The organism is Streptomyces sp. NPDC046203 (genome assembly GCF_040646255.1).
Classification (GTDB): domain Bacteria; phylum Actinomycetota; class Actinomycetes; order Streptomycetales; family Streptomycetaceae; genus Streptomyces.
The window spans coordinates 1-25,923 of sequence record NZ_JBEYZX010000064.1 but is presented as its reverse complement, the minus strand read 5'-3'; the positions used below and the strand labels follow the sequence as shown (position 1 = coordinate 25,923).

Genomic DNA, 25,923 nt, shown 5'->3' with positions numbered 1-25,923 from the left:
GATCCGGCTGGTCCTCGGGGCGGGAGTGGAGGGTCACCGTACGCCGTCCGGCCGCGTCCGGGGACCCGACCACGACCTGGCGTCCGCCGTCGCGGGGGAAGGTCAGGCCGCCGGTGGCGGGGAAGAGGAAGGCGGCGAGGAAGGCGGCGAGGCCGGGCCGTCACCGGACGGGCCCTCACCCTTGTGGGCGAGTTTCTCGATGGCCTCCTTGGCCTTGCCGGTGCCGGTCTCGATCTTGTCGCTGTACTTGCCCTTGGTCTTCTCGTCGACCACCTTGGCGGCCTTGTCCAGACCCTGCTCGACCTTGTCGCCGTGTTCCCTGGCCAGGTCGGAGACCTTGTCCTTGGCGGGGCCGAGCTTGGCCTTCAGTGAATCCAGGAGACCCATGGGGTCACCCTCCCTCCGCCGGACCCACGAGGGTCCGTCACGTTCCGTGCCGCTGTGAGCGGTACCGGTCCGGGGCTACTTGCGGGCGCCCTCGCCGGCCTCGCTGTCCACGGCCTGCTCCACCGACTGCTGCCGGGGGATCTCGACGGCCTCCTGCTCGGTCGCGCCGTCGGCACGCGCCGCCGCGGGCGCCGGCGCCTCCGGCTCGTCTTTCGCCTCCGGTCCGGCGGGCCCGGTGTCCTCGGCCGCTTCGGCGGCGGCCTTGGCGGGTTCCGCCTGCCGGGCTTCCGAGGCCTCCGAGGCCTCCGCGGCCTCGGTGGCCTGGGGAACCTTGTCGGCATCCACGGCTTCGGCTTCGACTGCCGCTTCCGCGTCGGCTTCCGCCTTCACTTCCGCCCCGGCCGTCCCATGGTCCGCATCAGCCTGCCCGGTGGGGTCGGCCGTCCCGGCCGATCCGGTCGGCTCGGCCTGCTGAGCGGCGGATTCGGTAACAGCCTTCGCATCGGTGGTCCCGGCCGCCTCGGCCGTTCCGGCTGTCTCAGCCGTCGCGGCCGTCTCCTTCGCCTCCTCCGTCACAGGCGCCGTTCCGGCGACCTCCATCGGGTTCGCGTTCTTCCTGCTCCTCCGACGAAACAGTGAGAAAACGCCCATATCTGCTCCTAGCGTACTCAGGTGTGGAATTCCGCAACAGGAAACGAAGCCGGATGAGGGTCGTCACGTAGCTCATTCGGGGACGCGGCCCCGGGTTTGCGAGACTGGGGTGGTGAGAAGTGCAGCTCCCGCCCCGCGGGTCATCGCCATCGTCGGTCCCACTGCGGCCGGAAAGTCCGATCTGGGCGTTTTTCTCGCCCAGCAGCTGGGCGGTGAGGTCGTCAACGCCGACTCCATGCAGCTCTACCGGGGGATGGACATCGGAACCGCCAAACTGACGATGGAGGAGCGCGGCGGCGTGCCGCATCACCTCCTCGACATCTGGGACGTGACCGAGGCCGCCAGCGTCGCGGAGTACCAGCGGCTGGCCCGTGCCGAGATCGACCGGCTGCTCGCCGAGGGCCGCACCCCGGTCCTGGTCGGCGGCTCCGGGCTGTACGTACGGGGAGCCATCGACGCCCTGGAGTTCCCCGGCACCGACCCCGGGATCCGGGCCCGGCTGGAGGCCGAGCTGGAGGAGCGCGGCTCCGGCGTGCTGCACGCGCGGCTGGCCGCCGCCGACCCGGAGGCCGCGGCCGCGATCCTGCCCGGCAACGGCCGCCGTATCGTCCGCGCCCTGGAGGTCATCGAGATCACCGGCAAGCCGTTCACGGCCAACCTCCCGGGCCACGAGTCCGTCTACGACACCGTCCAGATCGGCGTCGACGTCGCCCGCCCCGAGCTCGACGAGCGCATCACCACGCGCGTGGACCGCATGTGGGAGGCCGGACTCGTCGACGAGGTCCGCACCCTGGAGGCGCACGGGCTGCGCGAGGGGCGCACGGCTTCGCGCGCGCTCGGCTACCAGCAGGTGCTCGCGGCGCTCGCGGGGGAGTGCACGGAGGACGAAGCGCGCGCGGAGACCGTACGCGCCACCAAACGCTTCGCGCGCCGTCAGGATTCGTGGTTCCGGCGCGACCCGCGCGTCCATTGGCTCAGTGGGGCGGCAGTCGATCGCGGGGAACTCCCGGGACAGGCCCTGGCGTTGGTCGAACGAGCGGTTACAGCCTGATCACGTGATGGCATCGGGACGCCATGCCCGTCATTCCAGGGGGTCGGAGCGTGCCATCATCGAGCATCGATCGACCAAGTGGAGTCCGAGTGGGAGGGCGCGTGGCGATGGAGGCCGGCCCTCGTGACACGGAGCAGCAGGCCGCCGTCCGGGGACAAGTACCCGGTGAGGCGCCCGGACTGACGCCGGACGGCCCCGACGAGGCCGTGGGCAGCGCCGTCGAGGTCGACGCCGCGGAGGTCGAGGTGGAACTGCGCCCGCAGCGCCGCCTGCGGATCTGGCAGCTCGCCCCGATCGTCGCGCTCGCCGCCGTCGGGTCCCTGATGTTCGCCTTCCCGCTCGCCTTCGGGTCGGGGGACGGCGGCGCCGTCGTCGCCATGCTCGGGCTGCTGATCAGCTCCTGCGCGGCCGGCTGGGGCATGATGGCCGCCCGCCGCGTCGGCCACACCTGGCCGGGCCTGCCCGCCCGGGGCTCCGGCGAACGCCCCGACTGGCGCGTCCTCGCCCTGTACGTCCTGCTGAGCACCGTCCTGGTCGTCCTCGCGGTCTGGCGCGTCGCCCGGCTGCGCTGACGGCCGGGGCCCCCGCCGGTCCCGCGAGACCATGAGTCTCCCCGCAGGGGCGTCCGGGGCCCGTCGACCCGGCCGCCGCCCTCCGCCGGCCCGGCCCCGTACCCGTACAGTTGATCCCGTGACCAGCGCGCAGACCTCGCCCCTCGGCTTCCTCAAGGGACACGGCACCGAGAACGACTTCGTGATCGTCCCCGACGCCGCCAACACCATCGACCTGCCCCCCGCCCTCGTCGCCCGGCTGTGCGACCGGCGGGCCGGGATCGGCGGCGACGGCGTGCTGCACGTCGTGCGCAGCGCCGCGCACCCCGAGGCGCGGCACATGGCCGGCGAGGCCGAGTGGTTCATGGACTACCGCAACGCGGACGGCTCCGTCGCCGAGATGTGCGGCAACGGCGTCCGGGTCTTCGCCCGCTACCTGGAACACGCCGGGCACGTCACGGCCGGTGAGGTCGCCGTCGCCACCCGGGGCGGCGTCAAGCGCGTCCACCTCGACAAGGACGGCTCCGTCACCGTCCGGATGGGCCGGGCCGCGCTTCCCGAGGCCGGGGTCACCGTCACCGTCGACGGCCGCAGCTGGCCCGCCCGCAACGTGAACATGGGCAACCCGCACGCGGTCGCCTTCGTCGACTCCCTCGCCCACGCCGGGACTCTGTACGACGAGCCGCCCTACGAGCCGGCCGGCGTCTACCCCGACGGCGTCAACATCGAGTTCGTCGCCGACCGGGGCCCCCGCCATGTCGCCATGCGCGTGCACGAGCGCGGCGCCGCCGAGACCCGCTCCTGTGGTACGGGCGCCTGCGCCGTCGCCGTGGCCGCCGCCCGCCGTGACGGGGCCGACCCGGCCGTGTCCGGCGCCCCCGTCACGTACACCGTCGACGTCCTCGGCGGGACGCTCGTCATCACCGAGCACCCGGACGGCGAGATCGAGATGACCGGGCCCGCCGTGATCGTCGGCGAGGGCACCGTCGACCCGGCCTGGCTCGCGGATCACGTCTAGTGCCCCTCCCGGCAAGCTTCGCCCTGTCGCGCCGCCCGGCACGCACCCTCGCGGCGTTGGCCAAAAGCCCTGGTAGCTCCGCTACAAGGACTTCCGGCCGCCTTGCGATGGCTGCTCGGCATCCGAAGAAGGAATCAAGCGCCGAGACGGAGCGAGCGAAGCGAGTGCAGTGCACCGTACGACGCTCCTTCACGGGCGAACATTGCCGGTCGCGGCACTAGGCTTTGAGGGAAGCCGTTCGGTGAGCGGCCCCCAGTGTGTCCACCCGGTCTCCCGGTGAAACCGGATGCCCCGGTTTCATCCCTCGAATGGGTGATCCGGTTCACGCTCGGCGAGAGCGGGACTGCGCCACGTGGTGGGGTCGATAGCATCAAGCACCGGCCCCGCCGGGCACGCTGCCCGGGCCACCTTGCCGGTCCACGCCGCCGGAGGTGCCCCCCCATGAGTGCAGAGGCCGCTCAACCCCTGAGCGGGACCGGGCCGACCGGTTCCGCCGCCGCTCCCGGCCGCCGCCGCAGCCGCGCGAGAATCGATCTGCGCCGCATCGGCCGCGCGGCCCTGCTCGGGGCCACCGCCGGCCCCGCCCCGCGCGACCGGCTGCCCGACGCCATCCGGCACGTCGCCGAGGCGCACCGGGCCCACCACCCCGACGCCGATCTGTCCGTGCTGCGCCGCGCGTACGTGCTCGCGGAGTCCTCGCACCGCGGCCAGTTCCGCAAGAGCGGCGAGCCGTACATCACCCACCCGCTCGCGGTCACCCTGATCCTCGCCGAACTCGGCGCCGAGACCACGACGCTGACCGCCTCGCTGCTCCACGACACCGTCGAGGACACCGAGGTGACGCTCGATCAGGTGAGGGAGGCGTTCGGCGACGAGGTCACGTATCTCGTCGATGGCGTCACCAAGCTGGAGAAGGTCGACTACGGCGCGGCGGCCGAGCCCGAGACCTTCCGCAAGATGCTCGTCGCCACCGGCGACGACGTCCGTGTCATGTCGATCAAACTCGCCGACCGGCTGCACAACATGCGCACCCTCGGGGTGATGCGCCCCGAGAAACAGGCCCGCACCGCCCGGGTCACCCGGGACGTCCTCATCCCGCTCGCCGAACGCCTCGGCGTCCAGGCGCTCAAGACCGAACTGGAAGACCTGGTCTTCGCGATCCTCCACCCCGAGCAGTACGCGGCCACGCGCGCGCTCATCGCCGCCGACGCCCTCGCCGGGGACACCCTCGGGGCCGTCGCCGACCAGGTCGCCGGTGTCCTGCGCGAGGCCGGAATCGCCGCCGAAGTCCTCGTCCGGCCGCGCCACTTCGTCTCCGTCCACCGCATCCATCTCAAACGCGGCGAACTGCGCGGCAGCGACTTCGGCCGGCTGCTCGTGCTGGTCGCCGAGGACGCGGACTGCTACGCCGTCCTCGGTGAGATGCACACCTGCTTCACCCCGGTGATCTCCGAGTTCAAGGACTTCATCGCCGCTCCCAAGTTCAACCTCTACCAGTCGCTGCACACTGCCATCGCCGCGCCCGACGGAGCGGTCGCCGAAGTCCTCATCCGGACCCACCGGATGCACAAGGTCGCCGAGGCGGGCGTGGTTGCCCTCGGCAACCCGTACGCGCCGGCCCCCGAGGCGCCGGGCGACCCGCTGACGAGCGCCCGGACCGGCGCCGGGGCCGGGTCCGGATCCAGTGTCGGCCAGGGAGCCGGAATCGGGGCATATGCCGAGGACGGGGAGCGTGCCGACCCGACCCGGCCCGGCTGGCTGTCCCGGCTCCTCGACTGGCAGCAGTCCGCCCACGACACCGACACCTTCTGGACCGCGCTGCGCGCCGACCTCGCCCAGGACCAGGAGGTCACCGTCTTCCGCACCGACGGCGGCACCCTCGGCCTGCCTGCCGGCGCCACCTGTATCGACGCCGCCTACGCCTGGCACGGCGAGGCGGCCCACTCCTGTGTCGGGGCGCGGGTCAACGGCCGGCTCGCACCCCTGAGCACCGTGCTCCACGACGGCGACACCGTCCAGCTCCTGCTCGCCCAGGACGCCGCCTCCGGGCCGTCCCCGCAGTGGCTCGACCACGCGCGCACCCCCGCCGCCCGGATCGCCATCACCGGCTGGCTGCGCGCCCACCCCGAGGCGGCGACGCCCCCGGCGGCCGCGCCCCGGCAGCCGGCCGACGCGGCGAAACGACACGGCGGGCCGGACGCCGCCGGTCCCGGAAGCGATGCCACGGCGTCCCGGGTCACCCTGTCCGTGGAGTCCTTCGGCAGGCCCGGCCTGCTCGCCGACCTCACCGAGGCCATCGCAGCCGAGGGCGCCACTGTGGCCGCCGCCACCGTCGACCCCCCGGACGAGCAGCGGGTCCGGCACACGTACACGCTGCGTCTGCCCGACGCCGCCGGGCTGCCCGCCCTGATGAAGGCCATGCGGGACGTTCCGGGGGTGTACGACGTGAGCCGGGCGCGGCGCCCGGCCGACCCCGGACTCTGACCGCGCGGACGGGCCCCGGCAGCGCGCCGGGGCCCGTCCGCATGCGCGGGCCGTGACCGTGTCCACGTGCCGCGCGGGCTGCGGCGCCGCCACGGACAGGGCGCAGGCGCGGCGACGGCCCTGCGGCGAGGACCGTGGGACGAGGCCCCTGCGGATGCGGCCCCCGCGGTGAGGGCCGTGTTGGTACGAGCCGTGCCGGTACGGGCCGGGCGGTGGGCATCGCGTGGTGGGGGACCGGGTGGTGACAGCCCGCCCCGCCCGGCACGCCGGGCGTCCCGCGCGCGTGCGCTCTTCGGGTGGCCGGTGTGCGCGCCGCCCGGGGGAGCGGCCCGGGCCCTGGTAGCCGTAACGCATGCCGCACCGCTCCCCGACGCCCCCCACCCGGACGTCCCGCAGCCGCGTTCGCCCCGCACGCGGGCGCGTGGCGCGTTCCGCCGTCCTCGTCGCCCTCGCGGCGGGACTCGTCGCCGCCGCGGCGCCCCCGCCCGTGCCGCTGGGCATCGGCGACCGGCTCTTCCCGTACCTGGGCAACCCCGGCTACGACGTCCTGACGTACGACATCTCCCTCACCTACCCCGGCCGCAACGACCGGCCGCTGGCCGGTGTCACCCGCATCCAGGCCGTGACCACCGAGGACCTGGAACGCCTCAACCTGGACTTCACCCACGGCACGGTCTCCTCCGTGACCGTCGACGGACGGCGGGCCGACTTCGCGAGCGTCGACGAGGACCTGGTCGTCACCCCGGCCGAACCCCTCCGGCACGGCCAGGTCGTCGACATCGCCGTCACCCACACCAGCGACCCCCGCGGCCCGGCCGACTCCGGCGGCTGGGTCCAGACCTCCGACGGACTCGCCATGGCCAACCAGGCCGACGCGGCCCACCGGGTCTTCCCCTGCAACGACCACCCCTCCGACAAGGCCTTCTTCACCTTCCGGATCACCGCGCCCGACGACCTCACCGTCGTGGCGAACGGTCTGGCCGAGGGCCGTGAGCAGCACGGTGACCGGACGACGTGGACGTACCGCACCGCCCACCCGATGGCCACCGAGCTGGCGCAGGTGTCCATCGGCGACTCCGCCGTGCTGCGCCGCGAGGGCCCGCACGGGCTGCCGGTACGGGACGTCGTGCGCACCGTCGACCAGGAGGTCCTGGAACCCTGGCTGAGCGACACCCCCGGCCATCTGGAGTGGATGGAGCGCAAGGTCGGCCGGTACCCCTTCGAGGACTACGGTCTCGTCGTCGCCGACGCCGATACCGGCTTCGAGCTGGAGACCCAGACCCTGTCGCTCTTCGAGCGCCGGCTGTTCACCGACCCCGCCTTCCCCGCCTGGTACGTCGAGTCCGTCATGGTCCACGAGCTGTCGCACCAGTGGTTCGGCGACAGCGTCTCGCCCCACATGTGGTCCGATCTGTGGCTCAACGAGGGCCACGCCACCTGGTACGAGTCGCTGTACGCCGAGGAACACGGCGGGCCGACCCTGGAAGCCCGGATGAAGGCCTCGTACGCCAAGTCCGACCAGTGGCGCGCGGACGACGGCCCGCCCGCCGAGCCGAAGCCGCCGGAGCCCGGCAAGAAGATCAGCATCTTCCGGCCCGTCGTCTACAACGGTGCCGCCCTCGCGCTGTACGCCCTGCGCACCGAGATCGGCGCCGACGCCTTCGACCGGCTGGAACGCCGCTGGGTCGCCGAACACCGGGACGGCAACGCCTCCACCGCCGACTTCGTGGCACTGGCGAGCGAGGTGGCGGGGCGCGATCTGGGCGACTTCCTCGACGCCTGGCTGTACGGGACGAAGACCCCGCCCATGCCGGGGCACCCCGACTGGCGGTCGAAGGCCCCGGAGCGGGCCGGCACCCGGACCCCGGAGCGGGCTCCCGCCCCGGCCTCGAAGCAGGCCCCGGCGGATCGGGCGAAGGCGGAGCAGGCCCCGGCCGGCGGGGCCGAGCGCGCGGCACGCTCCGTGAGCCCGGAGGCGGACGGGGGCGCGGGGGCGCGCGTGGGGGCGGGCCCGGGGGAGCGGGCGCTCGCGGGCGCGGTGCGCCCCGAACATCCGGGGAAACCCGGATGACGGGCTGTGCCCGGCCGTGTCACCATCGTGTCGTCGGCGGCGCTGCCGGGCCCAGGGAATTCTTTCCCCGTGTCACGCGTTGTGACTGCCGTAGAAGACTTCGCATCGACCTTCGACGTAAAGGATCCAATGACCTCCTCTTCATCCCCTTCCCAGGACAAGCAGAGCTTCGCGGAGACGAACCGTACCGAGAGCCTTCGGGCCGATGCCCTGATGGAAGAGGACGTCGCCTGGAGCCACGAGATCGACGGAGAGCGGGACGGCGAGCAGTTCGACCGCTCCGAGCGGGCGGCCCTGCGCCGTGTCGCGGGCCTCTCCACCGAGCTCGAGGACGTCACCGAGGTCGAGTACCGGCAGCTGCGCCTGGAGCGCGTGGTGCTGGTCGGCGTCTGGACCTCGGGAACCGTCCAGGACGCGGACAACTCCCTCGCGGAGCTCGCGGCCCTCGCCGAGACGGCGGGCGCCCTCGTGCTCGACGGTGTCATCCAGCGCCGTGACAAGCCGGACCCGGCCACGTTCATCGGCTCGGGCAAGGCGAAGGAACTGCGGGACATCGTCCTGGAGACCGGCGCCGACACCGTCGTCTGCGACGGTGAGCTGAGCCCCGGTCAGCTGATCGCCCTCGAAGACGTCGTCAAGGTCAAGGTGGTCGACCGGACCGCCCTGATCCTCGACATCTTCGCCCAGCACGCCAAGTCCCGTGAGGGCAAGGCGCAGGTCGCGCTCGCGCAGATGCAGTACATGCTGCCGCGACTGCGCGGCTGGGGTCAGTCGCTCTCCCGGCAGATGGGTGGCGGCGGCGGTGGCGGCATGGCCACCCGTGGTCCCGGTGAGACCAAGATCGAGACGGACCGGCGACGGATCCGCGAGAAGATGGCGAAGATGCGCCGTGAGATCGCGGAGATGAAGACCGGCCGTGACGTCAAGCGGCAGGAGCGGCGCCGTAACAAGGTGCCGTCGGTCGCCATCGCCGGTTACACCAACGCCGGCAAGTCGTCCCTGCTCAACCGCCTCACGGGCGCGGGCGTGCTGGTGGAGAACGCGCTGTTCGCCACCCTCGACCCGACCGTCCGGCGGGCCGAGACGCCCACCGGCCGCGCCTACACCCTGGCGGACACCGTCGGCTTCGTCCGGCATCTGCCCCACCACCTGGTCGAGGCGTTCCGCTCCACGATGGAGGAGGTCGCCGACGCCGACCTGATCCTGCACGTGGTGGACGGTTCGCACCCGGCCCCGGAGGAGCAGCTCGCGGCCGTACGCGAGGTGTTCCGCGAGGTCGGCGCGGTGAACGTGCCGGAGATCGTGGTCGTCAACAAGGCGGACGCGGCCGACCCGCTGGTGCTCCAGCGGCTGCTGCGGACCGAGAAGCACTCCCTCGCCGTCTCCGCCCGCTCGGGCGAGGGCATGGAGGAACTGCTCGCCCGGATCGACGCCGAACTGCCCCGGCCGCAGGTCGAGATCGAGGTCCTCGTGCCGTACACGCGGGGCGGTCTCGTCTCGCGGGCACACGTCGAGGGCGAGGTGATCTCCGAGGAGCACACCCCGGACGGCACCCTGCTCAAGGCGCGGGTCCACGAGGAACTGGCGGCCCTGTTCGCACCGTTCGTACCCGCCGCGCACTGACCCGCACGGCCGGTGGACCCTGGTCCCCCGGCCCGGCTCCGGCCCGGCTTCACCGAAGGCGCCGGCCGCCCCCGCTCAGGCGGACGGCCGGCGCCTTCGGCGTGGTGGGGGTAGGGCTCCGGACCGGGTGGGGCCCGGCTTGGAGACGCGCCCCCGTACACGCGAAACGGCCCGGCCGGGAACTCCGAGGAGTCCCCGCCGGGCCGTCAGGCCGACCGGGTCAGCGGTTGGCGTACTTCGCGCTCATCTTGTCGTACAGCGTCTTGGCCTCCGGGCCGAGCCGCGGACCGGCCAGCCAGCCCGCCGTCACCGGACCGATCGAGGTGTTCGACACCAGCGCCGGCTTGCCGTCCTGGCCCGTGGCGACCCAGCCGCCACCGGATGAACCACCGGTCATCGAGCACCCGATCCGGTACATCGTCGGCTGGTCCATCTCCACGGACAGCCGGCCCGGCTTGTCCGCGCACTGGAACATCTTCTGCCCGTCGAAGGGCTTGCCCGCCGGATAGCCGGTCGCCGTCATGCTCGCGATCTTCGGCACGGCCGGGGCGTTGAACTCCACGGGAAGCGCGGCGCCGACCGTCTCCTCCAGGGACTTGCCCGTGGAGCCCTTCTCCGGCGTCACATGCAGCACCGCGAAGTCGTACGGGGCGCCCTGGCCGCCGGTCTGGCCGCCGCCGGCGATCCACTGGTCGGAGGTCTGCGCCCAGTCGCTCCACCACACGCCGTACGGAGCGATCTCCTCGCGGGTCGCCTGCTCCAGCGCCGAGGTCGGCTTGCCCGCGTCGTTGTACGACGGGACGAAGGCGATGTTGCGGTACCAGCCGCCCTTCTTGCCCGCGTGCACGCAGTGGCCGGCCGTCCAGACCATGTTCGACTTGCCCGGGTGCGCCGGGTCCTTCACCACGGTCGCCGAGCAGACCATCGAGCCCTCGGGGCTGTCGAAGAAGACCTTGCCGGAGGCGGGCGCCGAGCCGTGGTACGGCGCGGGCACGGCCTTCGCCGGCACCACGGCCGGGGTCGGGTCCGTCACGCCCTTGTCACCGGAGATGTCCTCGGGGTCGACCGGCTTGTCCGGGCGCTCGGCGTCGCGCATCCGGTCCGGGTCCCACAGGCCCTCGATGATCGGGTTGACGTAGTCCTTCGCCTCACGCAGCCATGTGGCCCGGTCCCAGTTCTTCCATTCGCCCCCGCGCCACTTGTCCATGTCGATCCCGTGCTCCTTCAGCCGCTGCTTCAGGTCGTCCGGAATCGTGATCTTGCCGTTCGCGGTCGGATCCACGGCGGCGCTGGGCTTGTCACCCCCCGCGTTGTCCTCGGTCGGCCCGCAGGCCGTCGCCGTCAGCGTCAGCGCCGCGACGGCGGATGCCGCGAGCAGCAGCGGACGAATCGATCGCATCTCGTGATCCCCCTGGGAACTACGTCAACTAGTGCGGTGTGAAGAGCGGCGGCGCGAAAGCCGCGCCGCGCGAAGTCCCCACTATGCCGGTGCGGGTGGGGACGGCACGAGCCAGGTCCGCGGTTCCGCTCCGTACAGGCTGTTGCGGGGTTGTGATCAGGGCGAGCGGAGGGGCCGTCCGGGGAACCCGCGGGGGGACCGCCGGAGGAACCCATGGAGGAACCCGTGGAGGAACTCCGCCGCCGACCGTGATTCGGGGCACTCCGCGTCGTTGGTACGGACGGGGGACACGACGGCGGCCTTCGGGCCGTCATCAGGCCTGCCCCGTACACCGAGTGAGCCGAAGGGCACGCCGGGGGAAGGGCGCCGGGCGCGCCGCCTTCGAGGACACGGAGGCGGTACGGCCGGTGCCGTCAGCCCGCCGCGCGGCCGTCCGGAGGCATCCGTTCCGTCACCGCTGGAGGACACCGAGCCGTGGCCGTCACCGAACCAGCTCCGGCCGTACCGCCGGTCGCGCGGACCCGCGAGGAGTGCCGCGAGACCCGGGGCGAAGACCGCTCCGGGGACCGCACCGACACGAGGAGGGGGAGGGGGGACGGGAGCCCGGACTCCGGCACGACCGGCTGCATGACCGGCGGCGCGGCCGGTACGACCGGGGGCGCGACCGGTACGACCGGTACGACCGGGGGCGCGACCGGTACGACCGGCGGCGCCACCGGCCCGGGCGCCCATGAGGGGATCCTGCGCCGCCAGACCCAGCGCGAGTCCGCCGCCCGCACCTACGCCCGTTCGCTGCCGATCGTCCCCGTCCGGGCCCGGGGCCTGACCATCGAGGGCGCCGACGGCCGCCGCTACCTCGACTGTCTGTCGGGCGCGGGCACCCTGGCGCTCGGCCACAACCACCCCGTCGTCCTCGAAGCCATCCGCAAGGTTCTCGACTCGGGCGCGCCCCTGCACGTCCTGGACCTCGCGACCCCGGTCAAGGACGCCTTCACGACGGAGCTGTTCGCCACGCTCCCCGGCGAACTCGCCGCCGACGCCCGGATCCAGTTCTGCGGCCCGGCCGGCACCGACGCCGTCGAGGCCGCCCTCAAACTCGTCCGTACCGCGACCGGCCGGCACGACGTGCTGTCCTTCACCGGCGCGTACCACGGGATGACCGCGGGCGCCCTCGACGTCTCCGGCGGCGCCACCGGCGTCCGCGCCACCGCCCGGCTGCCCTATCCGCACGACTACCGCTGCCCCTTCGGCATCGGGGGCGAGCGCGGCGCCGAGATCGCCGCCCGCTGGACCGAGAACCTCCTCGACGATCCCAAGAGCGGCGTCCCCGACCCCGCCGGGATGATCCTGGAACCGGTCCAGGGCGAGGGCGGCGTCATCCCCGCCCCCGACGGCTGGCTGCGGCGGATGCGCGCGCTCACCGAGGCATGCTCGATCCCGCTGATCGCCGACGAGGTCCAGACCGGCGTCGGCCGCACCGGTGCCTTCTGGGGCGTCGAGCACAGCGGGATCGTGCCCGATGTGATGGTCCTGTCCAAGGCCATCGGCGGCTCGCTGCCGCTCGCCGTCGTCGTCTACCGGTCCGCGCTCGACGCCTGGGAGCCCGGCGCCCACGCGGGCACCTTCCGCGGCAACCAGCTCGCCATGGCCGCGGGCGCGGCCACCCTCGCGTACGTACGGGAGAACGGGCTCGCCGAACGGGCCGGTCTCCTCGGCGCCCGGATGCTCGCGCAGCTTCAGGGGCTCGCCGCCGCCCACCCCTGCGTGGGCGATGTCCGAGGTCGCGGTCTGATGATCGGAATCGAACTCGTCGACCCCGAGGGCATGGGCCCCGGCGGCCTCGTGCCGCCGCCCGACCCCGGCCTCGCCGACACCGTACGGCGTGCCTGCCTCGACCGGGGCCTCATCGTCGAACTCGGCGGCCGGCACAACGCCGTCGTCCGGCTGCTGCCCCCGCTCACCCTCACCGACGAGCAGGCCGCCGCCGTCCTCGACCGCTTCGCCGACGCGCTGGCCGCGGCCGCACAGGCCCACCAGAACCGGCCCGCCGCCGCGCGGCCACCCCGCTGACACCCTGCCGCACCCCTGGACCGACGTTCCCCCACCCGGCCCTTTCCCCTCTCAAGGAAGACCCCGTGAACCCGACCCCCACAGGCGCCGTCACCCCCACACCGTTCGAGACGGCCGACGGCCGCGGCGGGACGGCGACCGCCGATCCGACGGTGCCGCGCCAGTTGCAGGCCGGCCACCCCGCCCCGTACGAGCGGACCACCACCACGCTCACCCCCGAGGCACTCATGGCGTACGGCCCCGGCGCCGACCCGCTGGACGACCCGGACCCCGCGCGGGCCGCCGACAGTGCCGCCGCCGAGAACCTGCTGCGCTGCTGGGTACGGGAGAACGGCCTGCCCGCACCCGACGGCACCACCCTGCGCGTCCCCCTCACCGCCAGCGGCGCCACCCTGCTCGTCCCGGTCCACCACTGGTCGCCCACCGGCTGGCACCGGTTCGGCACCCCCGTCCTCGACGGACTCCCGGCCGGCGCGCCGGCCGTCGACGCCGTCACCCTCGCGGCCCTGCTCAGCCGGGAGACCGGCCGCCCCGAGGGCACCGAACTCGTCGGCCGGGTCGCCGACTCCGCCCGCCGTACGGCCGAATTCCTCACCACCCGCCGCCGCGACCCGGGCCCCCGCCCCGATGCCGACCTCTTCCTCACCGCCGAACAGTCCCTGCTGCTCGGCCACCCGCTGCACCCCACCCCGAAGAGCCGCGAGGGCCTGTCCGACTCCGAGGCCCGCCGCTACTCGCCCGAGACGCACGGCTCCTTCCCGCTGCACTGGATGGCCGTCGACCCCCGCGTCCTCGCCGCCGACTCCGCCTGGACGGAGCAGGGCCGGCCCGTACCGGCGCCCCGGCTCACCGCCGGCCTCGCCGAGGGACTCGCCCTGCCCACCGGCACCGCCGCCCTGCCCCTGCACCCCTGGCAGGCCCGCGAGCTGCGGCAGCGCCCCGCCGTGGCCGCCCTGCTCGACGCCGGACTGCTCCACGACCTCGGCCCGTACGGGGAGCACTGGCACCCCACCTCCTCGGTCCGCACCGTGCACCGCCCCGGCGCCCCCGCCATGCTCAAGCTCTCCCTCGGCGTGCGGATCACCAACTCCCGCCGCGAGAACCTGCGCAAGGAACTCCACCGAGGCGTCGAGGTGCACCGGCTGCTGCGCACCGGCCTCGCCGACGAGTGGCAGGCCGCCCATCCCCGCTTCGACATCGTCCGCGACCCGGCCTGGCTCGCGGTCGACACCCCCGACGGCGAACCGGTCCCCGGGCTCGACGTCATGATCCGGCACAACCCCTTCGCCCTCGGCGACGACGCCGTCTGCGTCGCCGCCCTCACCGCCCCGCGGCCCTGGCCCGGCGACCCGAGGATGCGGTCGCGGCTGGAGAACGTGGTGCACGGGCTCGCCGCCCGGACCGGCCGAGGCGTCCCGGCCGTCGCCGCCGAGTGGTTCCTGCGCTACCTCGACCTCGTCATCCGCCCGCTGCTCTGGCTCGACGGGCAGGCCGGCATCGCGCTGGAGGCCCACCAGCAGAACACCCTGGTCCTCCTCGACCCCGAGGGCTGGCCCACCGGCGGCCGCTACCGCGACAACCAGGGCTACTACTTCCGGGAGTCCCACCGCGAGGAGCTGACCCGCCGGCTCCCCGGCATCGGTGCCGTCAGCGACACCTTCGTCTCCGACGAGGTCACCGACGAACGGTTCGCCTACTACGTCGGCATCAATAACGTCCTGGGGCTGATCGGCGCGTTCGGCTCCCAGGGCCTCGCCGACGAGCGCGTGCTGCTCGCCGCCCTGCGCCGCTTCCTCGCCGGCGCCACCGGCCTCGGCTCCCCGCTGCCGCACCGGCTTCTCGAAGCGCGGGCGCTGCGCTGCAAGGCCAATCTGCTCACCCGGCTGCACGGCCTCGACGAGCTGGTCGGCCCCGTCGACACCCAGTCCGTGTACGTCACGATCGCCAACCCGCTGCGCGACTGAACCGGCCGGGCCCCGGGGCCGGAATCGGAACCGGGGCCGGGGCTTGTCCGTCTGTCCGCCTGCCCGGCTTGTCCGGTGTCCGCCCGCAGGACGGCGCCTCCGTCGGGGCGGGCGGACACCGGGGCCGGCCGTGCACCCGGAGGTACGCGGTCAGGCCCCGCCCGGCCGGCCTGGCCGGCCCGCCGGGCCGCGTACCCGCCCTCGTGCGCGCCCTCGTACCCGATCCACCGACCCCCGAGAGGAGGGCCCCGTGCCTCCCCGCGCAGCGCACCCCGGCACCGCGAACCCACCCGGCGCCGGCCCGCGCACCGACCCCGCCACGGAGCCGCACCCACCCGGGCAGCGGCGGACCGGGTCCGGCGAGCCGTCCGGCGCTGCCTCCGATACCGCGCCGGGCGGCCCGATGGGCGCCCCGCCCGGCGACCCGCTCGACGGCATCGCGGGCTGGGCGCCGGCCACCACCCCGGCCGGCCGCTTCCGGCTCGTGCCCGTACGCCTCGACCACGACCTGCCGCTTCTCACCCGCTGGATGAACGAGCCCGCCGTGGCCGCCTTCTGGGAACTCGACGGGCCGCCGGGCGTCACCGCCGCCCATCTGCGCGCCCAGCTCGACGGCGACGGACGCAGCGTGCCCTGCCTCGGTGTCCTCGACGGCACCCCGATGAGCTACTTCGAGATCTACCGCGCCGATCTCGACCCGCTCGCCGCCCACTACCCCGCGCGGCCCCACGACACCGGCGTCCACCTGCTCATCGGAGGCGGCACCGACCGGGGCCGGGGCCTCGGCACCACGCTGCTGCGGGCCGTCGCCGACCTGGTGCTCGACCACCGGCCCCGCTGCACCCGGGTCCTCGCCGAACCCGACCTGCGCAACACGCCGTCCGTCGCCGCGTTCCTCGGGGCCGGATTCCGGTTCGACGCGGAGGTCGACCTGCCCGACAAGAGGGCCGCGCTGATGATCCGCGAGCGCGCCCTGAGCCACCTGCTCTGACCGACACCTTCTCCGAGCGCTGCCGTTTCCGCCCCGATTCCCCTCCGACCCGCGCCGATTTCCATCCCCTCCGACCCGATCACCATCCGACCCGACCCGATCACCATGCGGTCCGACCCGGCCCGCCCCGACTCGCCCCGGCCCCCGGCCGGGGCCGTTCCGGCTTCAGCCACCGGCTCGTCCCACCCCGGCCGCGCCCCCGCTCACCGCCCCACCCGTCACCGACCGCTCATCCGACCGCCCACCCACGGCGGTCCCACCCTGAGGAGTCCTCGTGTCGACGTCCCCTGCACCCCACGACTCCGCACCGCCCACCCCGCCCACCCCGCCGACGTCGCCGGGCCTGTTCTGTCCCCCCGAGCTGACCTCCGAGCGGTGGAACCGCGTGGCCTCCCGACTGTTCGCGAAGGCCCTCGCGGAGTTCGCCTACGAGGAGATCGTCGTCCCGAGACCTGCCCCGGACGCCGTCCCCGCGGTCCCCGGCGGCACGGAACCCGGCAGCGCGCCGAGCGGCGCCGCCCCCGCCCCGTACACCCTCACGCTCGACGACGGTGCCACCCTCGCCTTCACCGCCCGCCGCGGCGCGTACCGAGGCTGGCGCGTCGACCCCGACTCGCTCACCCTCGACGGGCGGCCCGCCACCGACCCCCTCGACTTCCTCGTCCGGGCCCGCCGTCTCCTCGACCTCGACGGCGCCACCCTCGGCCATCTCATCCGCGAGCTCACCACCACCCTCGCCGCCGACGCCCGGCTCGACCACACCGCCCTGCCCGCCGCCCGCCTCGCCGAGCTCGGGTACGCCGAGCTCGAAGGCCATCAGACGGGCCACCCCTGGATCGTCCTCAACAAGGGCCGCGTCGGCTTCGCCGGCACCGACGCCGCCCGCTGGGCCCCCGAGGCCCGCCGCCCCACACCGCTGCCGTGGATCGCCGTCAGCACCCGCCTCGCCGCCTACCGGGGCGTGCCCGCCCTCGCCACCCCCGGCCGGCTCTACGCCCGGGAACTCGGCCGCGAGGTCCGCGAGCGCTACCGCGCCGTGCTGCGCGCCCGCAGCCTCGACCCCGACGCCTACCTCCTGCTGCCGGTCCACCCCTGGCAGTGGGACGAGACCCTGCTGCCGCTGTACGCGCCCGCGATCGCCTCCGGCGCCATCGTCCCGCTCCCCACCGACGGCGACGTGCGGCTGCCGCAGCAGTCCGTCCGTACCTTCCTCAACCTCAGCCGTCCCGACCGGTTCACCGTCAAACTGCCGCTCTCCGTCCTCAACACGCTGGTCTGGCGCGGCCTTCCGACCGAGCGGACCCTTGCCGCGCCCGCCCTCACCGCCTGGGTCCAGAGCCTGTGCGACAGGGACCCGTTCCTGCGCGACGAGTGCCGGCTGATCCTCCTCGGCGAGGTCGCGTCCGTCACCGTCCGGCATCCGCTGTACGACCGGCTGCCCGAAGTCCCGTACCAGTACAAGGAACTCCTCGGCGCGATCTGGCGCGAACCGCTGCGGCTGCCGCCGGGCGAACGCGCCCGCACCCTCGCCGCGCTGCTGCACACCGACCCGGCGGGCCGGGCCTTCGTCGCCGAACTCGTCGCGCGCTCGGGCCTCGCGCCCCGGGCCTGGCTCCGGCGGCTCTTCGCAGCTCTACTGCCACCGCTGCTGCACTGCCTCTACCGGTACGGCACGGTCTTCTCCCCGCACGGCGAGAACGCCATCGTCGTCTACGACGAGCAGGACGTGCCGGTCCGGCTGGCGATCAAGGACTTCGTGGACGACGTGAACGTCAGCGCCGTGCCGCTGCCCGAACACGACACGATGCCGGACGACGTCCGTGCCGTGCTGCTCACCGAAGAGCCGGACTTCCTCACCCAGTTCATCCATTCGGGTCTGTTCGTCGGTGTGTTCCGTTATCTGGCTCCGCTGTTCGAGGAACAACTCCACGTACCCGAGCGCGATTTCTGGGACCTGCTGCGCGCCGAGATCCTGCGCCACCAGGGCCGCTTCCCGGAGCTGAAGGAACGGTTCGAGCTGTTCGATCTGCTCACCCCGCGGATCGACCGGCTCTGTCTCAACCGCAACCGGCTCCATCTCGACGGCTACCGCGACCGCCCCGAGCGGCCCCACGCGGCCGTCCACGGGACCGTGCCGAATCCGCTCGCGTGACCTGGGGAAGGCGGACCCGGCTGTCGGTGCCGCCCCGTAGTCTGGAAGGGCTATGACGAAGCCATCCCTTCCCGATCTCCTCCACGCCGCCGTCTCCGCCGTCGGCGGTGTGGAGCGCCCCGGCCAGGTCACCATGGCCGAGTCCGTGGCCGAGGCCATCGACGACGGTTCGCACCTGCTCGTCCAGGCCGGCACCGGCACCGGCAAGTCCCTCGGCTATCTCGTTCCGGCGCTGGCGCACGGGGACCGGGTGGTGGTCGCCACGGCGACGCTGGCGCTCCAGCGCCAGCTCGTCGAGCGCGACCTGCCGCGCACGGTCGAGGCGCTGCACCCGCAGCTGCGCCGCCGTCCCGAGTTCGCCATGCTCAAGGGCCGGTCGAACTACCTCTGTCTGCACCGGCTCCACGAGGGCGTGCCGCAGGACGAGGAGGACGGCCTCTTCGACCCGTTCGAGGCGGCCGCCCCCACCAGCAAGCTCGGCCAGGACCTGCTGCGGCTGCGCGACTGGTCCGACGAGACCGAGACCGGGGACCGGGACGATCTCACCCCCGGTGTCTCCGACCGGGCCTGGGCCCAGGTGTCGGTCGCCTCGCGCGAGTGCCTGGGCGCGAGCAAGTGCGCGTACGGCCCGGAGTGCTTCGCGGAGGCGGCCCGGGAGCGGGCCAAGCTCGCCGAGGTCGTCGTCACCAACCACGCGCTGCTCGCGATCGACGCGATCGAGGGCGCCCCGGTGCTGCCGCAGCACGAGGTGCTGATCGTCGACGAGGCCCACGAACTGGTCTCCCGGGTGACCGGCGTCGCCACCGGCGAGCTGACCCCGGGGCAGGTCAACCGGGCCGTGCGGCGCGCCGCGAAGCTGGTCGACGAGAAGACCGCCGACCAGCTCCAGACCGCCGCCGAGGGCTTCGAGAAGCTGATGGAGCTGGCCCTGCCGGGCCGCCTGGAGGAGATCCCCGAGGACCTCGGCTTCGCGCTCATGGCACTGCGCGACGCCGCGCGGGCCGTGATCACCGCCCTCGGCACCACCCGCGACCGCTCGGTCACGGACGAGGACGCGGTGCGCAAGCAGGCCATGGCCTCGGTGGAGACCGTGCACGGGGTGGCCGAGCGGATCACCCAGGGCTCGGAGTACGACGTGGTCTGGTACGAGCGCCACGACCGCTTCGGCGCCTCGCTGCGGGTCGCGCCGCTGAACGTCTCGGGGCTGCTGCGGGACAAGCTGTTCACGGACCGCTCGGTGGTCCTGACCTCGGCCACTCTCAAGCTGGGCGGCGACTTCAACGGTGTGGGGGCCTCGCTCGGCCTCGCCCCGGAGGGCACGCGCGGCGACGACCTGCCCGTGTGGAAGGGCCTCGATGTCGGCTCGCCGTTCGACTACCCCCGGCAGGGGATCCTTTACGTCGCCAAGCACCTGAACCCGCCCACCCGCGGCGGCGACCGAGGCGACATGCTCGACGAGCTGACCGAGCTGATGCAGGCCGCCGGCGGCCGGACGCTCGGGCTGTTCTCCTCGATGCGGGCCGCCCAGCTGGCCGCCGAGGAGCTGCGCACCCGGATTCCGGAGCTGCCGATCCTGCTCCAGGGCGAGGACACTCTCGGCGAGCTGATCAAGAAGTTCGCGGCCGACCCGAAGACCTGTCTCTTCGGCACGCTCTCGCTCTGGCAGGGCGTGGACGTGCCCGGTGCGAGCTGTCAGCTGGTCGTCATGGACAAGATCCCCTTCCCGCGCCCGGACGACCCGCTGATGAGCGCCCGGCAGAAGGCGGTCGAGGACGCCGGGGGCAACGGCTTCATGGCGGTGGCCGCCACGCACGCGGCGCTCCTGATGGCGCAGGGCGCCGGCCGGCTGGTCCGGGCGACGGGGGACCGCGGTGTGGTCGCCGTGCTCGACCCTCGGCTCGCGACCGCGCGCTACGGCAGCTATCTGAAGGCATCGCTGCCGGACTTCTGGTACACGACGGACCGCAACCAGGTACGGAAGTCGCTGGCGGCCATCGACGCGGCGGCCACGCGGGCCGCCGAGGCGGAGGCGGACGCGTAGAGACGCGCGAAGCCCGTCAGGCCCCGCACCGGAGATCCGGTGCGGGGCCTGACGGGCTTCGGCGGGTGGCTCCAGGGCGCTCCGGGGCGTCCGGGGCGTCTGGGGGACCGCGGTGGGGCCCGGAACGCGCGGAACACGCGACAGGACCCCGGAACCGGCGCAGTGGGTCCGGGGCCCTGGTCCAGGGCGGACGAGGTGGGGTCACACCCGTCGCAGTACGGCGACGACCTTGCCGAGGATGGTGGCCTCGTCGCCGGGGATCGGCTGGTACGCGGCGTTGTGCGGCAGCAGCCAGACATGGCCGTCCTCGCGCTTGAAGCGCTTGACCGTGGCCTCGCCGTCGAGCATGGCGGCCACGATGTCGCCGTTCTCCGCGACGGGCTGGCGGCGGACCGTGACCCAGTCGCCGTCACAGATGGCGGCCTCGATCATGGAGTCGCCGACGACCTTGAGGACGAACAGCTCACCGTCGCCGACCAGCTGCCGGGGGAGCGGGAAGACGTCCTCGACGGACTCCTCGGCCAGGATGGGCCCGCCGGCCGCGATCCGGCCGACCAGGGGCACGTAGGACGCGGCGGGCTTGCCCGTGGTGTCCGTGGGCTGCGTGCTCGGCTGGTCGGAGCCGCGGACCTCGTACGCCCGGGGACGGTGCGGGTCGCGGCGGAGGAAGCCCTTGCGCTCCAGGGCCATCAGCTGATGGGCCACGGAGGAGGTGCTGGAGAGTCCGACGGCCTGGCCGATCTCGCGCATCGACGGCGGATAGCCACGACGCTGCACCGAGTCGCGGATGACCTCGATCACCCGGCGCTGGCGATCGGTGAGGCCCGAACTGTCGGCCCTGATCCCGGGAGGTCGTCCGGGGAGCGAGCGGGCGGGTCGGCCCGGCTCCCCCTCCCCGTTCATGGCTGAGTCGTTCATCGCGTGTACCGGTTCGAATCGGCCCTGGGAGCGGTCCTGGGCAGTGATGGTGGCACTGTCAGCGGTGGTGGTCACGTCGGCGGCCCCTCTCGAATGGTCTCCCTGGCTGGCACAACGGTAGTAGCTTTCGAAAGGTTGCGCCAAACACACGTTCGAGTGAAAATTCGCCTTTCGTCTTACGCGTGCCTACGGGTGGGTGTATGCGCGGATCCGTCGCTGCCACCTCAAAACGGTCATTACGGTAGCCTTCGGCGGCGGGTCGCGAAGGTGTGGCGCGGCGCACGGCGTGGCGCTGTTCACGGGCCGGGTCCGGGTCGGTTCAGGAGTGGTTTCGGGGTCGGTTCCGGGGCACTTCCGGGTCGGTTCGCGGGCCGTTTCGGAGCCGTTTTCGCGGTCGCCCGGGTGCCGTCGCGACCCCGCGGCGGCGTCGCCCCGGAGCCGTTCTGGAGTCGTTCTGGAGCCGTCCCCGCACTGTTCCCGTGTCGTCCCCATGCCGCTTTCGTGCCACTCGTACGCCGTCCCGGCTCCCGCGCCGGCGACCCCGGCGTCCGCGCCGCCGGGCCGTTCCCGTACCTTTGACAGGCGGCCGCGCCGGAGACACGCGCAGAGGGCCGAAATCGCGGACCGACCCAAGATCTAGTGGTTGGATTGCATCCGCCACCCACCAGTAGTGGTCCGTGGTCGGTCGAGGGTCGTCGCATCGCCTATGCTGGTGGTCGCTTCGAGGGGCTCTTGACGGGCCCGGCGAAGTTGTTCAGTCGTGCCATGAGGGAGGGTCGGAACCAATGCACTGCCCCTTCTGCAGGCACCCCGACAGCCGTGTCGTCGACAGTCGCACCACCGACGACGGAACGTCGATCCGACGCCGCCGCCAGTGCCCCGACTGCTCCCGTCGTTTCACGACGGTGGAGACGTGCTCGCTCATGGTGGTGAAGCGGTCCGGGGTCACCGAACCCTTCAGCCGCACCAAGGTCATCTCGGGCGTGCGCAAGGCGTGTCAGGGACGTCCCGTCACGGAGGACGCCCTCGCCAAGCTCGGCCAGCGGGTCGAGGAGGCGGTGCGTGCCACCGGCAGTGCCGAACTGACCACCCACGACGTGGGTCTGGCCATCCTCGGCCCGCTGCAGGAGCTCGACCTCGTCGCGTACCTGCGGTTCGCGTCCGTCTACAAGGCGTTCGAGAGCCTCGAAGACTTCGAGGCCGCCGTCGTGGAACTCCGCGAGCGGCCTCCCGCCGGCGGCGGGACCGGAACGACCCCTGGGGTCTCGGTTCCCACCCCCGCGCCCGCCACCGACTGACCGGTGGTGGGGCCGGACCGTCATGGTCCGGAGACCGGCCGCCGAGCGGCCGGTGAAAGACATGCCCCGAGCGGCCGTGAGCTGCTCGTGGCTTAGCAGTACAGACAGCAGTACAGAACCAGAGCCCTGGAATTTTCCGGGCGCTTCAGGGTGTTTTGCCCGTATATGGGAGGCGGCATGACAGAGACGGCGAGCGGTCCGGCACGTGGTTCCCGCGCCAAGGGAACCAAGGCCAGCAAGGGCCTGCGTATCGAGCGCATCCACACCACCCCCGGCGTGCATCCGTACGACGAGGTGAGCTGGGAGCCCCGTGACGTCGTCATGACCAACTGGCGCGACGGCTCGATCAACTTCGAGCAGCGTGGCGTCGAGTTCCCCGACTTCTGGTCGGTGAACGCGGTCAACATCGTCACCAGCAAGTACTTCCGCGGGGCCGTCGGCACCCCGCAGCGCGAGACCGGTCTCAAGCAGCTCATCGACCGGATCGTCAAGACGTACCGCAAGGCCGGCGAGGAGTACGCGTACTTCGCCTCCCCCGCCGACGCCGAGATCTTCGAGCACGAGCTGGCCTACGCCCTCCTGCACCAGATCTTCAGCTTCAACAGCCCCGTCTGGTTCAACGTCGGCACCCCGCAGCCCCAGCAGGTCTCCGCCTGCTTCATCCTGGCCGTCGACGACTCCATGGAGTCGATCCTCGACTGGTACAAGGAAGAGGGCATGATCTTCAAGGGCGGCTCCGGCGCCGGCCTGAACCTCTCCCGTATCCGCTCCTCCAAGGAGCTGCTGTCCTCCGGTGGCAACGCCTCCGGCCCGGTCTCCTTCATGCGCGGCGCCGACGCCTCCGCCGGCACCATCAAGTCCGGTGGCGCCACCCGCCGCGCCGCCAAGATGGTCGTGCTCGACGTCGATCACCCCGACATCGAGGACTTCATCCAGACGAAGGTCAGCGAGGAGGAGAAGATCCGCGTCCTGCGCGACGCGGGCTTCGACATGGACCTGGGCGGCGACGACATCACGTCCGTCCAGTACCAGAACGCCAACAACTCGGTCCGCGTGAACGACGAGTTCATGACCGCGGTCGAGAAGGGCGGCCAGTTCGGCCTGCGTGCCCGTATGACCGGCGAGGTCATCGAGGAGGTCGACGCCAAGTCGCTCTTCCGTAAGATCGCCGAGGCCGCGTGGGCCTGTGCCGACCCGGGCATCCAGTACGACGACCAGATCAACAAGTGGCACACCTGCCCCGAGTCCGGCCGGATCACCGCGTCGAACCCGTGCAGCGAGTACATGCACCTGGACAACACGTCCTGCAACCTCGCCTCGCTGAACCTGATGAAGTTCCTTCAGGACGACGGCAAGGGCGAGCAGAAGTTCGACGCCGAGCGCTTCGCCAAGGTCGTCGAGCTGGTCATCACGGCCATGGACATCTCCATCTGCTTCGCGGACTTCCCGACCCAGAAGATCGGCGAGAACACCCGCGCCTTCCGCCAGCTCGGCATCGGCTACGCCAACCTCGGCGCCCTGCTGATGGCCACCGGCCACGCGTACGACTCCGAGGGCGGCCGTGTCCTCGCCGGGTCCATCACCTCCCTGATGACCGGCACGGCCTACCGCCGCTCCGCCGAGCTGGCCGCCGTCGTCGGCACCTACGACGGCTACGCCCGCAACGCCGAGGCGCACCAGCGCGTCATGAAGCAGCACGCCGACGCCAACGCCGCCGCCGTCCGTATGGACGCGATGGACACCGCGGTGTGGGCCGCCGCCACCGAGGCATGGCAGGACGTCCTGCGCCTCGGCGAGAAGAACGGCTTCCGTAACTCCCAGGCGTCCGTGCTCGCCCCGACCGGCACCATCGGTCTCGCGATGTCCTGCGACACCACCGGCGTCGAGCCCGACCTGGCCCTGGTCAAGTTCAAGAAGCTCGTCGGCGGCGGCTCGATGCAGATCGTCAACGGCACCGTTCCGCAGGCCCTGCGCCGCCTCGGTTACCACGAGGAGCAGGTCGAGGCGATCGTCGCCCACATCGCCGAGCACGGCAACGTGATCGACGCCCCCGGCCTGAAGACCGAGCACTACGAGGTCTTCGACTGCGCCATGGGCGAGCGCGCCATCTCCCCGATGGGCCACGTCCGCATGATGGCCGCCATCCAGCCCTGGATCTCCGGCGCCATCTCCAAGACGGTCAACATGCCGGAGACGGCGACCGTCGAGGAGGTCGAGGAGATCTACTACGAGGCGTGGAAGCTGGGCGTCAAGGCGCTCGCGATCTACCGCGACAACTGCAAGGTCGGCCAGCCGCTCTCCGCCAAGAAGAAGGAGGACGAGAAGGCCGAGGTCACGGCGAAGGCCGAGGAGACCATTCGCACGGCGGTCGAGAAGGTCGTCGAGTACCGTCCGGTCCGCAAGCGTCTGCCGAAGGGCCGCCCGGGGATCACCACCTCCTTCACCGTCGGTGGCGCCGAGGGCTACATGACCGCCAACTCCTACCCGGACGACGGTCTCGGCGAGGTCTTCCTGAAGATGTCCAAGCAGGGTTCGACCCTCGCCGGCATGATGGACGCCTTCTCCATCGCGGTCTCCGTCGGTCTGCAGTACGGCGTGCCGCTGGAGACGTACGTCTCGAAGTTCACCAACATGCGCTTCGAGCCGGCCGGCATGACGGACGACCCGGACGTGCGGATGGCGCAGTCGATCGTCGACTACATCTTCCGCCGCCTGGCGCTCGACTTCCTGCCGTTCGAGACCCGCTCCGCCCTCGGCATCCACTCCGCCGAGGAGCGTCAGCGCCACCTCGAGACCGGTTCGTACGAGCAGTCCGAGGACGAGCTCGACGTCGAGGGTCTGGCCCAGTCCGCCCCGCGCGCCCAGGAGCCGGCGATCGTCGCCGTCCCGAAGGCCGCCGCCCCGGCCGCCCCGGTCGCGCCCGCCCCGAAGCAGGCGCACACCAGCGCCGAGCTGGTGGAGATGCAGCTGGGCATCCAGGCCGATGCCCCGCTCTGCTTCTCCTGCGGTACGAAGATGCAGCGCGCCGGCTCCTGCTACATCTGCGAGGGCTGCGGCTCGACCAGCGGCTGCAGCTGATGACGGCCGGATCGGTCGCCCGCTGCCACGGGCACTGATCCGCACCCGCGCCTGACAGCGCACCCGAGAAGGGGGGCGCCCCCCCGGGGGCGCCCCGGGCGGGGGGGGGGGGCGCCCCGCCCCGCGGGCCCCCGGGGGGGGGGGTTGGGGGGGGCCCGGCGCACGCCGACCGCCCC

At 72.8% G+C, this 25,923-nt stretch carries 17 protein-coding genes; 13 read left to right on the top strand and 4 right to left on the bottom strand.

Annotated features, from left to right (window positions below):
* Positions 1–102: 102 nt before the first annotated feature.
* Both ABZ990_RS29000 and ABZ990_RS28995 read right to left on the bottom strand, forming a co-directional pair.
* The gene (locus tag ABZ990_RS29000; RefSeq protein WP_361237850.1) at positions 103–387 is read right to left on the bottom strand and encodes an antitoxin; all 285 of its coding nucleotides are present in this window, start codon (positions 385–387) and stop codon (positions 103–105) included.
* Between the two features lie 75 nt (positions 388–462).
* A complete protein-coding gene (locus tag ABZ990_RS28995) occupies positions 463–963 on the bottom strand; it encodes a hypothetical protein (protein WP_361237847.1) in 501 nt (166 codons plus the stop codon).
* 187 nt (positions 964–1,150) lie between these two features.
* Between ABZ990_RS28995 and miaA the strand changes: the two genes are divergently transcribed.
* The 6 genes from miaA to hflX all read left to right on the top strand — a co-directional run bounded on the left by miaA (position 1,151) and on the right by hflX (position 9,836).
* Entirely contained in the window at positions 1,151–2,089 is a 939-nt protein-coding gene (miaA, locus tag ABZ990_RS28990) for a tRNA (adenosine(37)-N6)-dimethylallyltransferase MiaA (RefSeq protein WP_361237844.1), read from the top strand.
* Positions 2,090–2,196: 107 nt separating this feature from the next.
* The gene (locus tag ABZ990_RS28985) at positions 2,197–2,661 is read left to right on the top strand and encodes a hypothetical protein (RefSeq protein ID WP_361237856.1); all 465 of its coding nucleotides are present in this window, start codon (positions 2,197–2,199) and stop codon (positions 2,659–2,661) included.
* A 118-nt stretch (positions 2,662–2,779) separates the two neighbouring features.
* Positions 2,780–3,658: a diaminopimelate epimerase gene (dapF, locus tag ABZ990_RS28980; RefSeq protein ID WP_361237841.1), complete on the top strand. Its 879-nt coding sequence runs from the start codon at positions 2,780–2,782 to the stop codon at positions 3,656–3,658.
* A 441-nt stretch (positions 3,659–4,099) separates the two neighbouring features.
* The gene (locus ABZ990_RS28975; RefSeq protein WP_361237839.1) at positions 4,100–6,142 is read left to right on the top strand and encodes an HD domain-containing protein; all 2,043 of its coding nucleotides are present in this window, start codon (positions 4,100–4,102) and stop codon (positions 6,140–6,142) included.
* Between the two features lie 352 nt (positions 6,143–6,494).
* Entirely contained in the window at positions 6,495–8,213 is a 1,719-nt protein-coding gene (locus ABZ990_RS28970; RefSeq protein ID WP_361237836.1) for a M1 family metallopeptidase, read from the top strand.
* A gap of 129 nt (positions 8,214–8,342) precedes the next feature.
* Positions 8,343–9,836, top strand: coding sequence for a GTPase HflX (gene hflX / locus ABZ990_RS28965; RefSeq protein ID WP_361237833.1), 1,494 nt, complete (start codon positions 8,343–8,345; stop codon positions 9,834–9,836).
* A gap of 220 nt (positions 9,837–10,056) precedes the next feature.
* On the opposite strand, the gene ABZ990_RS28960 is transcribed toward hflX, so the two are convergent.
* On the bottom strand, positions 10,057–11,235 hold the full coding sequence (locus ABZ990_RS28960) for a hypothetical protein (RefSeq protein WP_361237830.1): 1,179 nt from the start codon (positions 11,233–11,235) through the stop codon (positions 10,057–10,059).
* A gap of 627 nt (positions 11,236–11,862) precedes the next feature.
* On the opposite strand from ABZ990_RS28960, the gene ABZ990_RS28955 reads away from it, so the two are divergent.
* The 5 genes from ABZ990_RS28955 to ABZ990_RS28935 all read left to right on the top strand — a co-directional run bounded on the left by ABZ990_RS28955 (position 11,863) and on the right by ABZ990_RS28935 (position 20,453).
* Positions 11,863–13,305 (top strand): diaminobutyrate--2-oxoglutarate transaminase family protein, encoded by a 1,443-nt coding sequence (locus ABZ990_RS28955; protein WP_361237827.1) that lies wholly within the window; start codon positions 11,863–11,865, stop codon positions 13,303–13,305.
* A 65-nt stretch (positions 13,306–13,370) separates the two neighbouring features.
* The gene (locus ABZ990_RS28950) at positions 13,371–15,269 is read left to right on the top strand and encodes an IucA/IucC family protein (RefSeq protein WP_361237824.1); all 1,899 of its coding nucleotides are present in this window, start codon (positions 13,371–13,373) and stop codon (positions 15,267–15,269) included.
* A gap of 250 nt (positions 15,270–15,519) precedes the next feature.
* Positions 15,520–16,260 carry a GNAT family N-acetyltransferase gene (locus ABZ990_RS28945; protein ID WP_361237821.1) on the top strand — a complete coding sequence of 247 codons (741 nt, stop codon included), beginning with the start codon at positions 15,520–15,522 and terminating at the stop codon, positions 16,258–16,260.
* A 343-nt stretch (positions 16,261–16,603) separates the two neighbouring features.
* Positions 16,604–18,412, top strand: coding sequence for an IucA/IucC family siderophore biosynthesis protein (locus ABZ990_RS28940; RefSeq protein ID WP_361237853.1), 1,809 nt, complete (start codon positions 16,604–16,606; stop codon positions 18,410–18,412).
* A gap of 52 nt (positions 18,413–18,464) precedes the next feature.
* Positions 18,465–20,453 (top strand): ATP-dependent DNA helicase, encoded by a 1,989-nt coding sequence (locus ABZ990_RS28935; protein WP_361237817.1) that lies wholly within the window; start codon positions 18,465–18,467, stop codon positions 20,451–20,453.
* Between the two features lie 201 nt (positions 20,454–20,654).
* Here ABZ990_RS28935 and lexA read toward each other — a convergent pair whose 3' ends face one another.
* A complete protein-coding gene (gene lexA / locus ABZ990_RS28930) occupies positions 20,655–21,446 on the bottom strand; it encodes a transcriptional repressor LexA (RefSeq protein WP_361237814.1) in 792 nt (263 codons plus the stop codon).
* A gap of 710 nt (positions 21,447–22,156) precedes the next feature.
* On the opposite strand from lexA, the gene nrdR reads away from it, so the two are divergent.
* Complete coding sequence (gene nrdR, locus ABZ990_RS28925) at positions 22,157–22,669, top strand: transcriptional regulator NrdR (RefSeq protein ID WP_361237810.1); 513 nt, start codon at positions 22,157–22,159, stop codon at positions 22,667–22,669.
* A 177-nt stretch (positions 22,670–22,846) separates the two neighbouring features.
* Positions 22,847–25,747 carry a vitamin B12-dependent ribonucleotide reductase gene (locus ABZ990_RS28920; RefSeq protein ID WP_361237807.1) on the top strand — a complete coding sequence of 967 codons (2,901 nt, stop codon included), beginning with the start codon at positions 22,847–22,849 and terminating at the stop codon, positions 25,745–25,747.
* The last annotated feature ends 176 nt before the right edge of the window (positions 25,748–25,923 follow it).